The 13,338-nt window shown below is 48.7% G+C and carries 18 protein-coding genes; 17 read left to right on the top strand and 1 reads right to left on the bottom strand.

Translation table 11 applies throughout. The annotated features are described in order from the left end of the window. The first annotated feature begins 35 nt into the window (after positions 1-35). From SB752_RS20385 to SB752_RS20370, 4 genes are all read left to right on the top strand, one after another. Positions 36-428, top strand: a complete 393-nt coding sequence (locus SB752_RS20385) for a hypothetical protein (RefSeq protein ID WP_410717398.1) — start codon at positions 36-38, stop codon at positions 426-428. A gap of 5 nt (positions 429-433) precedes the next feature. Continuing rightward, complete coding sequence (locus tag SB752_RS20380; RefSeq protein WP_410717397.1) at positions 434-1,036, top strand: gluconate 2-dehydrogenase subunit 3 family protein; 603 nt, start codon at positions 434-436, stop codon at positions 1,034-1,036. A 49-nt stretch (positions 1,037-1,085) separates the two neighbouring features. Beyond that, positions 1,086-2,660, top strand: a complete 1,575-nt coding sequence (locus SB752_RS20375) for a GMC family oxidoreductase (RefSeq protein ID WP_410717524.1) — start codon at positions 1,086-1,088, stop codon at positions 2,658-2,660. Between the two features lie 95 nt (positions 2,661-2,755). Next, positions 2,756-3,091, top strand: coding sequence for an ArsR/SmtB family transcription factor (locus tag SB752_RS20370; RefSeq protein WP_103108046.1), 336 nt, complete (start codon positions 2,756-2,758; stop codon positions 3,089-3,091). Positions 3,092-3,168: 77 nt separating this feature from the next. Here SB752_RS20370 and SB752_RS20365 read toward each other — a convergent pair whose 3' ends face one another. After that, positions 3,169-3,414, bottom strand: coding sequence for a glutaredoxin family protein (locus SB752_RS20365; protein WP_410717396.1), 246 nt, complete (start codon positions 3,412-3,414; stop codon positions 3,169-3,171). 245 nt (positions 3,415-3,659) lie between these two features. Between SB752_RS20365 and SB752_RS20360 the strand changes: the two genes are divergently transcribed. The 13 genes from SB752_RS20360 (at position 3,660) to sigB (ending at position 13,328) form a co-directional block, all read left to right on the top strand. Beyond that, positions 3,660-3,920 carry a gamma-type small acid-soluble spore protein gene (locus tag SB752_RS20360; RefSeq protein WP_410717395.1) on the top strand — a complete coding sequence of 87 codons (261 nt, stop codon included), beginning with the start codon at positions 3,660-3,662 and terminating at the stop codon, positions 3,918-3,920. Positions 3,921-4,037: 117 nt separating this feature from the next. Continuing rightward, positions 4,038-4,424: a holo-ACP synthase gene (acpS, locus tag SB752_RS20355; RefSeq protein WP_410717394.1), complete on the top strand. Its 387-nt coding sequence runs from the start codon at positions 4,038-4,040 to the stop codon at positions 4,422-4,424. A gap of 240 nt (positions 4,425-4,664) precedes the next feature. Next, complete coding sequence (locus SB752_RS20350) at positions 4,665-5,699, top strand: DUF4367 domain-containing protein (RefSeq protein WP_410717393.1); 1,035 nt, start codon at positions 4,665-4,667, stop codon at positions 5,697-5,699. Between the two features lie 163 nt (positions 5,700-5,862). Then, a complete protein-coding gene (locus SB752_RS20345) occupies positions 5,863-7,293 on the top strand; it encodes a coiled-coil domain-containing protein (RefSeq protein ID WP_410717392.1) in 1,431 nt (476 codons plus the stop codon). A 129-nt stretch (positions 7,294-7,422) separates the two neighbouring features. Continuing rightward, positions 7,423-7,863 (top strand): hypothetical protein, encoded by a 441-nt coding sequence (locus tag SB752_RS20340; RefSeq protein ID WP_410717391.1) that lies wholly within the window; start codon positions 7,423-7,425, stop codon positions 7,861-7,863. A 2-nt stretch (positions 7,864-7,865) separates the two neighbouring features. Next, positions 7,866-9,068: an alanine racemase gene (gene alr, locus SB752_RS20335; protein ID WP_410717390.1), complete on the top strand. Its 1,203-nt coding sequence runs from the start codon at positions 7,866-7,868 to the stop codon at positions 9,066-9,068. A 259-nt stretch (positions 9,069-9,327) separates the two neighbouring features. Further along, positions 9,328-9,627 (top strand): CopG family ribbon-helix-helix protein, encoded by a 300-nt coding sequence (locus tag SB752_RS20330; protein ID WP_025845698.1) that lies wholly within the window; start codon positions 9,328-9,330, stop codon positions 9,625-9,627. A 3-nt stretch (positions 9,628-9,630) separates the two neighbouring features. Beyond that, positions 9,631-9,981 (top strand): type II toxin-antitoxin system PemK/MazF family toxin, encoded by a 351-nt coding sequence (locus SB752_RS20325; protein ID WP_005830205.1) that lies wholly within the window; start codon positions 9,631-9,633, stop codon positions 9,979-9,981. A 362-nt stretch (positions 9,982-10,343) separates the two neighbouring features. Beyond that, the gene (locus SB752_RS20320; RefSeq protein ID WP_373419737.1) at positions 10,344-10,727 is read left to right on the top strand and encodes an anti-sigma regulatory factor; all 384 of its coding nucleotides are present in this window, start codon (positions 10,344-10,346) and stop codon (positions 10,725-10,727) included. Then, the gene (locus SB752_RS20315) at positions 10,721-11,722 is read left to right on the top strand and encodes a PP2C family protein-serine/threonine phosphatase (protein ID WP_410717389.1); all 1,002 of its coding nucleotides are present in this window, start codon (positions 10,721-10,723) and stop codon (positions 11,720-11,722) included. The genes SB752_RS20320 and SB752_RS20315 overlap by 7 nt, the downstream gene beginning before the upstream one ends. A gap of 25 nt (positions 11,723-11,747) precedes the next feature. After that, on the top strand, positions 11,748-12,074 hold the full coding sequence (locus tag SB752_RS20310) for an STAS domain-containing protein (RefSeq protein WP_410717388.1): 327 nt from the start codon (positions 11,748-11,750) through the stop codon (positions 12,072-12,074). Next, entirely contained in the window at positions 12,074-12,571 is a 498-nt protein-coding gene (gene rsbW, locus SB752_RS20305; RefSeq protein WP_410717387.1) for an anti-sigma B factor RsbW, read from the top strand. Before SB752_RS20310 ends, rsbW begins: the two co-directional genes overlap by 1 nt. Next, positions 12,540-13,328, top strand: a complete 789-nt coding sequence (gene sigB, locus SB752_RS20300) for an RNA polymerase sigma factor SigB (protein WP_410717523.1) — start codon at positions 12,540-12,542, stop codon at positions 13,326-13,328. The genes rsbW and sigB overlap by 32 nt, the downstream gene beginning before the upstream one ends. The last annotated feature ends 10 nt before the right edge of the window (positions 13,329-13,338 follow it).

Raw genomic sequence — 13,338 nt, 5'->3', positions numbered from 1 at the left:
ATAGGCGCATCGCACCGTAAAAGGAGGATGTTTCCATGTGGCAAGGTTGGCCGATTGAACGTGTGCTGATTTTGTTTGCAGGACTTGCGTTTGTGTTGATCGCCGTTCAGGTCACGCTTTTTCACGCAAGGCAAAATTTTCGCCATTGGGCAATGTGGGTACCTGTGCTTGAGCTTCCGGTGTTTGCCGTGACGGCTATTGTCCTATCCTTCGTGAATGCAGGCTGGCTTCGCTGGGTATTTGCTTTTATGATGGTCATCGGACTTGCGAGCGGAGCAATTGGAGCCTCTTTGCATGCGGCGGGTGTCCGGCAGCGCGTAGGAGGCTACTCACAGAGTCAGAATTTCCTCGTAGGTCCGCCGATTATTCTTCCCCTACTCATAACAGCCATGTCGGCATTAGGGCTTCTCGCCCTGTTTTGGGGGTGAACGAGATGGCCAAGCATAGTCACTATCCATCCTATGACGTATGGGACCAGCACAAGGAATGGGACGCCCACACCCAAAAAATCGTCGGGAAAAGAAGATCGCCCCAGGTTGCCCATCAATTTTTTACAGAGACCGAAGCGCTGCTGCTGCAAACCGTCGTGAGCGTGCTCGTGGATGATCACCGACTGGAGGTTCTCACCTTTGTTACGCAGCATCTGGATGATTCGGCTGTAAGCCCGATCGGAGAGTCGCAGAGGAAGGTCGGAGTCCCGCCTAAAAAGGAATTGTACCGTCTTGGACTGGCAGGCGTAGAAGCAGAGAGTCACAGTACATATGGAGCCAGCTTTGTTGCCTTGAAGCCAGAGGAGCAAGAGTCAGTGCTTCAGCGGGTAGCAAGCGGGAAAACACAAAGCGAGCAGGCATGGACCGCTGCTAATCCCGTTGATTTTTTCAAGAAGCTCCTGCAAGACACTGTGGGAGCCTACTATTCTCATCCGCTGGTTTGGTCGGATATCGGTTATGGTGGCCCTGCTTATCCACGCGGGTATGTACGGGTGGAAAAAGGTTTGACGGACCCATGGGAGGCGAAAGCGAATGGCAACGGATGACCGGGTTACACATAACAGTGATCATTACGAAGGTTACCGCTCGCGAGGAATGGACAAGCGCAAGTATGCGGATGAGGCGGATGTGTGCATCGTCGGGGCCGGAGCAGCAGGCGGGGTACTCGCCTATGAGCTGGCAAAAGCAGGTCTGCGTGTCGTTGTGATTGAGGCAGGACCGTTTTGGGACCCGCAAAATGACTTTGCCAGTGATGAATTATCGATGCGCAGATTAGCGTGGCAGGAGACACAGCTAGTGGCGGGAAATGATCCGCTCAAGCTGGGCCACAACAATTCCGGGCGAGGTGTAGGCGGAGGAACTGTGCATTTTACCGGAGTCTTCCTGCGCTTTCATGAAAGTGATTTTCAGACGAGGACGATCGATGGGGTGGGAGAAGACTGGCCGATCCGTTACAAAGATCTTGCTCCTTATTACGATAAAATCGAAAAAGAAATCGCTGTGTCGGGTCCGGATCATTTTCCCTGGGGAGCTTTCCAAGGTCCTTATCCGTATCCGGTAAGAGAGCCCATCAGTGCCAATGCCCAGCTGTTCCGGGAAGGCTGTGACAAGCTTGGCTTCGATAGTGTCGTTGCTCCGCTGGCAATTTTGTCAGCACCCTTTGATGGGAGGCCACCGTGTATCAATCGCGGCTTTTGCAATCAGGGTTGTATGCCCAATGCCAAATACAGCGGCCTGATTCACCATATTCCCAAAGCGATTGCCCACGGGGCAGAGGTGCTTTCTGACTGTATGGTCACGGAAATTTTAATGGCAGGTGGCCGGGTGAGCGGGGTGCTATTTCAGCATGAGGGCTTGACTCATAGACAAATGGCACGGGTGGTCATTCTTGCCGGCTTTGTCGTCGAGACACCGCGACTCTTGCTTCAAACTACTACTTCTCGTTTTCCAAACGGGCTTGCCAATTCGAGCGGATGGGTCGGGAAAGCGATCATGCCTCACTCGAGTCATGATGTCTACGGGCGTTTGCCGGATGAGGTTCGTCTGTACAAAGGAACTCCGGTACTAGCCCTTACCCAGCATTTTTACGAAACGGATCAGAAGCGTGGCTTTGCCAGGGGGTATACGTTGAGTGCTCACGGGGCAAGACCAGTCGGAATGGCAGGCGCGATCTCGGCAGAGCGGGAGGACGGATCATTTTTATGGGGAAAAAGGCTGCGAGAGACAATGCTCGACTACAACCAGTTTGCGAGAATTACACTTGTAGGTGAGGTTTTGCCCAATCCAGATAATACTGTGACTTTGAGTGGGAAAAAGGACGAATACGGTATGCCGATTCCACAGGTGACATTCAGCTACGGGGAAAACGACCGCAAGCTATATCAGCATGCCATCGGACAAATGAAGCGAATCATCGAGGCTGTTGGAGGAACTCCGGAGCATGTCGTCTCCGATACCGCTCATTTGATGGGGGGCTGCCGCATGGGAGATGACCCGGAAACCTCTGTCGTCAACGATTTTGGTCAAGCTCACGACATTCCCAATCTTTTCATAGCAGGTGCTTCTACCTTTGTCACATCTGGTGGCGGTAACCCGACAAACACAGTAATGGCGCTGGCTGCGCGTACTGCTGACAAGCTGGTGGAGGCTTTGTCCCGTAGAGATGTTTAATGATCTTTCACGGAACTTTTACGTTCATATCTTCCCGACCTTATAAGGCATATAGTATACTGGGATACAGATATGCAAGGCAAAGGTGGGTTCGTATGGAAATGGATTTGATGCAGGTACTGTTTTTGTCAGAGGTTTACAAGCTGCTAGGTGACAAGACGCGCTTGACGATCATGGCCCTCCTGCAAGTACAGTCCTTATGTGTTCGTGATCTTGTGGAGATTCTGCAAACGTCCCAACCCTCGGTTTCCCAGCACTTAGCTAAGCTAAAGACACATGGTTTGGTAAAAGAGCGCAGAAAAGGACCGTGGGTATTTTACTCGGTCAATACGGAGTGCGCTCCTGCAGTCAAGCAGATTCTTTCACACTTGCCGGATATGTCACCAGTCATCAAACAAAAATCAGCCGAGAATGAACCATCCTTCGGCTGAAGCGTCTTAGGAGCGTTGGATCAAACAAGATCCAACGCTTTTTTTCGTGGAGGAAAGTTGAGGCGCTACTTACCCTTCTACAATAAATGTTTTGCTAATTCTTCCTTGTCGAAGCCATGAATGACAATTTCGTCGCCATTTTCCTTTTTAATATGTGTGACGGGGGTCATATTTGCACCGAGGTTGATTGCTTCCTGGAAGTAGGTATCGTTCTTACGAATATCCCTGTCTTCGAAAGCAATTTGCTGCTGGGTCAGCCACATTTTTTCTTCCTGACAAGGACCGCAGGTTGTTTGCGTGTAAATGATTACAGTATGGGCCATGGTAAATGCTCCTTTCTCTCGATAAAACGGAATGGAAACAAATCAATTCGCGTACGGCACAAAAAATCCTGCTCACGTCAACACTTCTAATGCGTGTTCAAAAGTAGGTTTTTTAAAAACATCTTCTAGCATGCCCGAAAGCTGAACCTGCTTTTTCTACCAGTATTCTGGAAAAATGAGGATGGATACGATCGGAGTGCAACGTACAAATTAACTTCAGTGACGTCGAGGAGGTGAAAGGAACAATGCCTAAGCAAAACAATCAAGCTGGAATGAACCAAGCGAATCAAGCGCAAAGCACTGCAACTGAATTCGCAAGCGAGACTAACGTATCGGAAGTTCGTCGTCAAAACCAACAATCCGCTGCGCAGTCTGCTTCTCAACAAACAGCAGGTCAAGCTACTGAATTCGCAAGCGAGACTAACGCAGCTGAAGTTCGTCGTCAAAACCAACAATCTGCTGCGAAGTCTGCTTCTCAACAATCTTCTGGCCAAGCTACTGAGTAGCCAGTGGATAACGAACCCTCGCAATTTGCGGGGGTTTTTTTGCGTTGCAGCTTGCCAACAATAAATACGAATGATACTGTGAGGCGTGAATCCAAAAGACGGGAGAGAGCCTAGTCGATGATTGTTGGCATTGGTGTAGATATAGTGGAGATTGAACGGATTTCTAAGCTGGTCAAGCGCCAAAAAAGTGCGATCAGCCGATTCTTAACGATAGAGGAGCAACAGCTCTTGCAGGGCAAGCCAGAAGCGAGGCAAGCTGAGTTTATTGCCGGACGATTTGCAGCCAAAGAGGCGGGATCAAAAGCACTTGGCACAGGGATCGGGGGAACAATTAGCTTTCTTGACATGGAGATCGTACCGATCGAACTCGGAAAACCGGAAATGAAAATAAAGGATGAGGTTTACCATAGACTTGGGCTAGACCCTTCAAATGTACGGATACACCTGAGTATTTCACATAGCAGTGCTTATGCCATTGCGCAAGTCGTTGTGGAACAAGTTTAAACTTGTCTGCATATTGGGACGAGGATGGACATACATTTATATCGCGTAGATCAGGAGGGACTACCTGCTCTTACAGGAAGAGTAAGTCTTTAGCCGATCAAGCGATATCGCGTCCCCATAGGCAAAAAGCGACAAGTGACACGATGAACGCTGCATGAGGCGATAGACTGACAGATTTCCCAGGAAATAGACAGGGATGCCCTTCTTTGTCGAAAATTTTGACAAGGAGGAATTCATTGAATGAAACGAGCAGCTTTACCACTGGTGTTATTGTTGGTCTTCTCTCTGCTGCTCGGCGGCTGCTTTGGTCAGAAAACACCAGAAGATGTGGTGAGCGACTTGAGCGGTACGCTGGGGAAAATGTCGGGGTACAAGTCTCAAGCAGTTTTGACCATGCAGACGGGCTCTACGCCGATGGAGTACGATGTTCAGGTTTGGTATGAGAAACCGAACAATTATCGGGTCGCACTCACTTCCAAGCAGCGTGGCATCACACAGATTATCTTGAGAAATGGGGAAGGGGTTTTTGTCCTGACGCCTCATTTGAACAAGAGCTTCCGCTTCCAAAGTGGCTGGCCAGAAAACAACGGACCACTCTATCTTTATGAAACACTCGCGCGCAGTATTATTGACGATGCTGAGCGACAAATGAAGATGGAAGAAAAGCAGTATGTATTCGAGGTCAAAGCCAACTACAGCGGCAATCGTTCACTTACGAAGCAAAAAATTTGGCTGACAGAAGATTTCAAACCTACGCATGCAGAGATCATGGATTCCAGTATGCAGCCACTGGTGAAAATCAACTTTACTGAATTTGCGTTCAACCCATCCTTTGATAAGGATGCGTTTGACAAGGATCGCAACATGACAACCAGCTCACTGCCTTCGATCCCAACGATGGGCACGAACGGGCAGGTCATGGAGCAGCCTAATAGTCAGTTTGGTGTGATTGTACCTACTTATGTTCCAGAAGGCGTGAAACAAGGAAATATAGAGCCAGTGACAAAAAATGGTGTGCGGACGGTCGTCCTGAACTACAAAGGCACCTATAACTACAAGCTGGTTGAGGCACGTCCGACCGAAGTCTCGGTCACATATGAGCAGGGTATGCCAGTTAACCTGGGCTTTACAGTAGGAGTCCTGGCGCAGACGGACGACAATCGCCGTATTCTCACATGGGAGCTGGACGGCGTAGAGTTTATGCTGGCGGGAGACTTGCCTGAGGAAGAAATGATTTCCGTGGCACAGTCTACGTACGGTGTCGGCGGCAAATAATGATGGGAGAGGGGACGGTCAAAGCCGTTCTCTTTTTTTTTCGTGACTTTCCCTCAAGTTTTCCACTTTTATCAAAGGGGAATCTAAAAAACCACTTGTACACTTAGTCATGTACCCAAGAGGTACGGTACATCACAACAGCAGATGAAAGGATTGAGTGTATATGTTTAGTAAAGCAAAATTGGGGATGCTTTTGGGAACGATGGCAGCGGTTCTGAGTCTGGGTAGCCTAGGCAGCGCCTTGGCGGCAGATACGGCACAAACACAAACAACACAAAATCAACAATGGAATAAACCTGCACAAGTGAACTTTGCAGGAGGCAAAATGGACCACCGCGGCGGATTCGGCATGAAGGTTTCCTACAAGGAGAACACGGAGCTGCTTTCCCTTCTGAAGCTGGATGCTGACAAGCTGCAAGAAGAGCTGAAAGCAGGCAAGTCCTTGGCAGAGATAGCAGAGGCTCAGGGCGTGGATACAGATGACGTGGTAGCACTCCTGGTGAAGCAGCAGGAAGCAAAGCTTGCGGAGGCGGTAAAAGCAGGCAAGCTGACCCAAGAGCAAGCTGACAAGATGACGGAAAATGCAAGCGAGCTTGTTAAGGATCAGGTAGAGAACACGCATACAGGAAAAGGCTTTGACAAAGGAAGAGGCTTTGGTGGAGGCTACGAGAAGAACGAAGAGCTGCTCTCCCTTCTGAAGCTGAACGCTGACAAGCTGCAAGAAGAGCTGAAGTCAGGCAAGTCCTTGGCAGCTGTAGCAGAAGCGCAGGGCGTAGCTACAGATGATGTGGTAGCACTCCTGGTGAAGCAGCAGGAAGCAAAGCTGACGGAGGCAGTAAAAGCAGGCAAGCTGACACAAGAGCAAGCGGACAAAATGACGGAAAACGCAAATGAGCATGTCAAAGCTCAAGTAGAAAATACGCACCAGGGCAGAGGCTTCGGCAAGCCGTTCGGTGGAGGCTTTGAAAAGAATGAAGAGCTGCTCACACTCTTGAAACTGGATGCTGACGGACTCAAAGAAGCGCTCCAGGCAGACAAATCGCTCGCAGCAGTAGCGCAAGCGCAGGGAGTGTCGACAGATGATCTGGTATCTCTTCTGGTGAAGCAGCAGGAAGCCAAGCTTGCAGAAGCGGTAAAGGCAGGCAAGCTGACACAGGAGCAAGCTGACAAAATGAATGAAAACGCAAGCGTCCGGGTAAAAGAGATGGTGGAGAGCACACATCAAGGCAGAGGACCGGGTAAAGGTATGGGCTTCGGCTTTGGTATGAACAAAAATGAAGAACTACTTACCCTCCTCAAGCTGGATGCTGACAAGCTGCAAGAAGCTCTGAAAGCAGGTAAATCACTTGCGACTATCGCAGAGGAGCAAGGTGTAGATGCAGACGATGTCGTAGCTCTTCTAGTCAAACAGCATGAGGCACAAGTAAAAGAGGCGGTAGCAGCAGGCAAGCTGACACAGGAGCAAGCTGACGAGCGCAACGAGAAGCTGACAGAAATGGTTCAAAAAATGGTTGATGGAAGCTTTGAAAAAGTAGTCTTCCCACGCCATGACAAGGATCAAAAAGAAGCAAAAGAAGAAAACAGCGAGGCGTAATTCGCTAGAGCTAACGAAAAAGAAACTCCATTTATTTGGGGTTTCTTTTTCTATTCCGTCAATTGACACATGACAGCAAAAAAGGATACATTCAGAGTAACTTATATCGATTGAGGTGGCATGCTTTACATGAAAAAACCGACTACCGATGTTTTGTACCAGGAGGAATCGAGCTACAAGGACATGCTATTGCGAAAAACATGGCGCATGCGTATTAGTGAAACCATCCTATTTGTTATTGGGATGATGATCCTGGCACAGATTCTTCCAACCAATAACACAACCTTCAAGGTGCTTGCTTTTGCCATTGCGATTGCAGTCGTTGGTCTGTCCCCCTTTTTGTACAAGTCGATTCTGCGACCGATGTACAAGCTGACGAAAACGCATCTGATCATTACCATGTCTGGGCAAGAGACCAGCTACCCGTTATCTGAGGTGGAGCAGATCAACGAAGGACGTCATTTTTACAGACTGGCGGGCAAGAAAGAATCGCTAATGGTTTCCCGGCAGTTTCTCACACACTTAAATGAGCGCTTGTTTTACTATAAAAAAGGGAACAAGAGGAGATAAAAATGAAACCGTTTTGTCGTGACACTTGGGTTGAGGTTGATTTGGACGCCATCCGGGCCAATGTCGAGACGTTCAGACGTCATTTGCCAGCAAGCACAGGCATTATCGCTGTGGTGAAGGCAGATGGCTACGGCCATGGAGCAGTCCGTGTGGGAGAAGAAGCGCTGGCGAGTGGAGCAGATTCGTTGGCTGTTGCTATGCTCGATGAAGCGATCGTACTGCGTGAGGCGGGGGTTCAGGCGCCTATACTTGTGCTTGGATTCACACCTGCCCGGTCAGTGGAAATTGCCAGCAGGTTGAAAGTACAACTGACTGCGTACAACAGTGAATGGATTACCCAGGCCAACGCTCTTTTACAACAGGCGAATCTGGAATCGATTGGATTGCACATCAAGGTCGACACCGGAATGGGACGACTAGGAGTCCGTACACAAGAGGAACTGATGCAGGTAGTAACTGCTGTAGAACAGTCCTCCAAGCTGGACTGGTCTGGCATTTTTACTCACTTTGCCTGCGCGGATGAGCCAGATACTACCCATGTGCGACGACAACACGAAACGTTTCAAACTTTGTTACAATCTTTGTGTGATGCTGGCAAAAAACTGCCCATGATTCATTGCTGCAATACGGCTGCTGCCATTGCTTTTCCCGAATGGGGGTATGATAGCATCCGTTTGGGCATAGGTTTATACGGATTGTATCCTTCGCCTTACATGAAAGAGCGCAAGGATGTTTCACTTGTCCCAGCCCTCTCGTTAAAAACAAGAATTGCTCATGTAAAAACAGCTACACAGCCAATGACGATCAGCTACGGAGCTACGTATTGTGCGCAGCCTGGCGAACAGGTAGCTACTCTGCCGATCGGGTATGCTGACGGCTTCTCGCGTCTTCTGTCCAACTCGGGAGAGGTACTGTACAACGGTTCTCGCTCACCGATTATCGGCAAGGTTTGTATGGATCAAATTATGGTGAGACTGGAACAAGGGACGGGTCAACCAGGTGACGAGATCGTCCTCTATGGAAAATCGGGCGATGAGGAAATCTCGTTGGATGAGGTGGCAGCACGAATCGGCACCATCAATTATGAGGTTCCCTGCATGCTGAATTACCGGATTCCTCGCGTTTATTTCCGCAACCAGGAAGAGGTCGGTGTTTTTCATCCGCTTACGATGAAGCAGGTTGCTCAAAAAACTGTAAATAACTAGCAAGCAAAATCCAGCAGGAATTTGAATGCGAAACGCGAATACTAGTTAAGCGCAAAAACAGGCTATTCATGTGAAGAACGTTATCGTCGTTTTTCATTATAGGTAGATGTGGCCGCTTAGCGGTTTACAAAGCGGACATGACCGTTTTGTTTCAGAGCGTATGGATAGGTATATTTTTGCAATGGTTTCGACATAATGGTATTGTTCGTACTGACACATTTTATCAGTAGAGCAATCGTAGCGGATGGAAGTTACGGTCATGGTTGGAGGTGGATTTGTCTTGTCGAAGTCAAACACGAAACGCATCATGATCAGTTTGCCACAACACTTACTTCAAGAAGTTGATGGCGTCATTCAAAAGGAAAAATCCAATCGCAGCGAATTTATTCGCCAGGCGATGCATTTGTATTTGAAGGAGCGTAAGAAACGCACGATCCGTGAGACGATGCAAAAAGGGTACATGGAGATGGCTAAGATCAATCTGAAAATGGCATCGGAGGCTTTTGGCGCAGAGGAAGAGGCTGACCATACTCTTGTCCGCTTAGTTAGCGGGGTGTAACCAATGATTGTCAAACGCGGCGATGTGTTTTTCGCGGACCTGTCACCGGTCGTTGGTTCTGAGCAAGGAGGCGTGCGGCCTGTTTTAGTCATTCAAAACGACATTGGAAATCGATTTAGTCCGACGGTCATCGTCGCAGCCATTACGGCGCAGATACAAAAGGCAAAGTTGCCTACGCATGTTGAGATTGACGCAAAAACATATGGATTTGATCGTGACTCCGTCATTCTGTTGGAACAAATTCGAACCATTGACAAACAACGGCTGACCGATAAGATAACCCATCTTGATGATGAGATGATGGATCGAGTTAATGAATCCTTGCAAATCAGTTTGGGACTTATTGACTTTTAATGAATGGATCAGACCCTTGGAGAGGAAAAGCCACTTGAGAAATGCAAGTGGTTTTTTTGCATGCCTTTTTGCGCAAACATACAGTGGTCGAAAGAATAAAAAATATAGGCTTTCCTATTGAACTTGGTCATATGTCAAGTTTTCTGATGTGGGGGGCAGGGAATCCCCACGCATGTAGCGAATTTAGTTCGTGAAGAATTGTAGACAAAATGTGACACGATTTGCTTTATATTCCGAGGTAGAGAAAAACTTCGCTTCGCATTCATTATATTTCTACCTATCAAGTGAGGGCGGAAGGGGTTTTTTGATTGTGGCAGTGCTGTTACCCTGAGACAATCAATATTGAAAAAGAGACGGATATTGTGGCAGCTAGACAAGTAGGGAGAAATATGTCGAGACAGCTTGGCTTTGGCACAATCATGCAGTCGCGAATTGCCACCTCCATTTCAGAATTGGCTCGCAATATTTATTTGTACGCAGGCAAAGGAACGATCACCATATCACCGGTAGAACGCAACGGTTCGATCGGATTACAGCTGACAGCCGTTGATGCGGGACCTGGAATTCGTGATATTCGCAAAGCGTTGGAAGATGGATTCTCTACTTCCGGTGCACTCGGTGCCGGATTGCCAGGAGTCAGGCGCATGATGGATGAGTTTGACATTCAGAGCTCGCCAGAAAAAGGGACCCGCGTCGTCGTTGTGAAGTGGCACAACCAACCAGAGGAAGGTGGACGGGAATGGTAGCCCGGAGCTTGGAAGAAGAGTACGTAAAAATTCTTCGGGATTACCTGAGTGGCCTCTCGGAAGACCAGCTGTACGGTGCTCAGCAATTAGGGAAATGGCTTCTCTCCAAAGATATTTCGCCAGAGGAACTAACTGACTTGCACGGAAGAGCACTGGAAAAGCTGGGGGAGGTACCAGAGTTTGTACGGGCCTCCTTTTCCATTCTGACCGAAGTAATGATTGAATACGGAATTGAACACAGATCAGTGAATAGCTGGAGAAACCGGCATCAACAGATGGAGTCGGAGATCGCAGTAGCATCTGCTATGCAGCAAACGCTTTTGCCACGTGAAATTCCTGTTTACCGAGGCATGGAGATTGGCCTGGTGAGCGTTGCAGCTCATCAGATTTCAGGCGATTTTTATAATGTGATTACACAGGACGACCATCGGTTTTGTCTCACCATAGCAGATATTACGGGAAAAGGAATACCAGCGGCGATGTGCATGTCCATGCTGAAATATGCCATGGACAGTCTCGGGGAAATCCAGATGGGTCCAAACGATATGCTTCGCCATCTAAATCGCGTCGTGGAGCGAAATATCGACAGCAGTATGTTTGTAACTATGCTTTTGGGAAGCTACGATACGAATACTCATCGCTTTCGTTATGCGGTAGCAGGACATGAACCAGGCTTCCTCTACCGGGCGAAAACAGGCCGTTTTTACGATCTGGAGGGCCAGGGTGCGGCGCTTGGACTATGCCAGGATACGGAGTACGAGGAGTACGAGATCCACCTTGAGGAAGAAGATGTTCTGATTCTTCTGACTGATGGTGTAACAGAACGCAAAATTAACCGATATTACTTGCACAGGGACGAGCTTATATCCTATTTGCAAGCAGAGGTAGGCTCATCGGCACAGCATATGGCCGATGCAATCTACAGCAGGCTGCTTCTGCTTTCCCAGTTTGAACTGCCAGATGATTACACCATGATTGTACTACGAAGAAACTGAGCAAAGCTCGGGAAGGAGCCTGAGGATGGATCTGACAATGGAAACAACGAGCACAGAAAACGAGCATTATGTGATCTTGAGGGGCGACATCGACGCTTATACAGGGGCACAAGTGAAGGAGACGCTGATGGCGCTGGCCAAACAGCCTAATGCGGCAATGATTAGCGTCAATTTGGAAGCAGTAGAGTACATGGATAGTACGGGAATAGGAATTTTCATCGCGGTCATGAAAGCTTGCAAGCAGACGGAGTGTACCTTTCAGGTAGACAAGCTGTCTTCTCGCGTGGAAAGGCTGTTTCGCATTACTGGCTTGTACGATCATATTGCCATCCACAAAGGAGAGAGCGAGTAATGGGTCAAAATGGACCTAAGGCAGACGTGATTCAGCTGACCTTCCCTAGCCAGACAGAGTATCTGGGAGTGGCTCGTCTGACTGTATCTGGTGTAGCCAATCGCATGGGATTTTCCTACGAGGACATAGAAGACATCAAGCTAGCAGTGGGAGAAGCCTGCACGAATGCGGTTGAACATGCCTATGGAGAAGACGAAGAGCCTGGTGCGATTCACATGTCGTGCCACGTTCATTCCGATCGTTTGGTAATTGTAATCTCTGATCAGGGAGTTGGATTTACAGGAGAGTTTAAGCCGGATCAACTGACCCCGATTTATTCGGGCAGGGACATTGATGATCTGGAAGAGGGCGGACTGGGACTCTATCTGATCCATACGCTGATGGATGAAGTCGTGATTCGTTCGGACCGAGGCGTGGCAATTTCCATGACCAAGTATGTTCGTCGGGATGGGGTGGCTGGTGATGATGACTGGACAATCTCGAAAGCAGAAGTATAGTGCTGAGGAGTTAAAGGAGCTTACCCACCAATATTGGCAAACTGGACATGCCCATCTGCAGGAGCAATTGGTGAGGGCCTATACTCCTCTCGTAGAGACATTGGCCAAAAAATTTGTCCGCGGACAAATCATGCACGAAGACTTGATTCAGGTCGGAATGATTGGCTTGCTAGCTTCTCTACGCCGATTTGACCCGTCCTTTGAGAGAAGCTTCGAAAGCTTTGCCATTCCCACTATTGTGGGTGAAATCAAACGGTATATTCGGGACAAGACCTGGAGTGTTCATGTGCCGCGAAGAGTAAAAGAACTGAGTCCAAAAATTAAGCGTGTCGTTGACGAATTGACCACACAACTCCAAAGATCTCCCCAAATCTCAGATATCGCGCAGCACCTGGGTGTGACCGAAGAGGCCGTGCTGGAGACATTGGAAATGGGGCGCAGCTACCATTCCCTCTCCATGGACAGCGAGCTGGAAGCAGATAACGACGGGCATACCATTACGCTGTTAGACCTCGTAGGCTCGGCGGAGCCGGGTTACGACCAGATCGAACAGCACATGATGCTGGATCGAGCCCTGCATGTACTGGACAAACGGGAAAAAGAAATCATTCATTTAACTTTTTATCAAAACTTGAGCCAGAAGCAGGCAGGAGATGTCATGGGGATGTCCCAGATGCATATATCGAGGCTGCAGCGACGGGCATTGGGGAAGCTGCGAGAAGCATTGAGAGTGGATCATCTGGAAACAGTAACGTGAGTGAGCACGT

This window comes from Brevibacillus sp. SIMBA_040, from assembly GCF_046535075.1.
GTDB lineage: Bacteria > Bacillota > Bacilli > Brevibacillales > Brevibacillaceae > Brevibacillus.
This window is presented reverse-complemented; position numbering and strand designations above follow the sequence as displayed.

Excerpts from the sequence above, each read along its gene's own strand:
- SB752_RS20385 (WP_410717398.1), top strand. The coding sequence starts at position 36 with ATGTGGCAAGGTTGGCCGATTGAACGTGTGCTGATTTTGTTTGCAGGA.
- SB752_RS20380 (WP_410717397.1), top strand. The coding sequence starts at position 434 with ATGGCCAAGCATAGTCACTATCCATCCTATGACGTATGGGACCAGCAC.
- SB752_RS20375 (WP_410717524.1), top strand. The coding sequence starts at position 1,086 with ATGGACAAGCGCAAGTATGCGGATGAGGCGGATGTGTGCATCGTCGGG.
- SB752_RS20370 (WP_103108046.1), top strand. The coding sequence starts at position 2,756 with ATGGAAATGGATTTGATGCAGGTACTGTTTTTGTCAGAGGTTTACAAG.
- SB752_RS20365 (WP_410717396.1), bottom strand. The coding sequence starts at position 3,414 with ATGGCCCATACTGTAATCATTTACACGCAAACAACCTGCGGTCCTTGT.
- SB752_RS20360 (WP_410717395.1), top strand. The coding sequence starts at position 3,660 with ATGCCTAAGCAAAACAATCAAGCTGGAATGAACCAAGCGAATCAAGCG.
- acpS (WP_410717394.1), top strand. The coding sequence starts at position 4,038 with ATGATTGTTGGCATTGGTGTAGATATAGTGGAGATTGAACGGATTTCT.
- SB752_RS20350 (WP_410717393.1), top strand. The coding sequence starts at position 4,665 with ATGAAACGAGCAGCTTTACCACTGGTGTTATTGTTGGTCTTCTCTCTG.
- SB752_RS20345 (WP_410717392.1), top strand. The coding sequence starts at position 5,863 with ATGTTTAGTAAAGCAAAATTGGGGATGCTTTTGGGAACGATGGCAGCG.
- SB752_RS20340 (WP_410717391.1), top strand. The coding sequence starts at position 7,423 with ATGAAAAAACCGACTACCGATGTTTTGTACCAGGAGGAATCGAGCTAC.
- alr (WP_410717390.1), top strand. The coding sequence starts at position 7,866 with ATGAAACCGTTTTGTCGTGACACTTGGGTTGAGGTTGATTTGGACGCC.
- SB752_RS20330 (WP_025845698.1), top strand. The coding sequence starts at position 9,328 with ATGGTTGGAGGTGGATTTGTCTTGTCGAAGTCAAACACGAAACGCATC.
- SB752_RS20325 (WP_005830205.1), top strand. The coding sequence starts at position 9,631 with ATGATTGTCAAACGCGGCGATGTGTTTTTCGCGGACCTGTCACCGGTC.
- SB752_RS20315 (WP_410717389.1), top strand. The coding sequence starts at position 10,721 with ATGGTAGCCCGGAGCTTGGAAGAAGAGTACGTAAAAATTCTTCGGGAT.
- SB752_RS20310 (WP_410717388.1), top strand. The coding sequence starts at position 11,748 with ATGGATCTGACAATGGAAACAACGAGCACAGAAAACGAGCATTATGTG.
- rsbW (WP_410717387.1), top strand. The coding sequence starts at position 12,074 with ATGGGTCAAAATGGACCTAAGGCAGACGTGATTCAGCTGACCTTCCCT.
- sigB (WP_410717523.1), top strand. The coding sequence starts at position 12,540 with ATGACTGGACAATCTCGAAAGCAGAAGTATAGTGCTGAGGAGTTAAAG.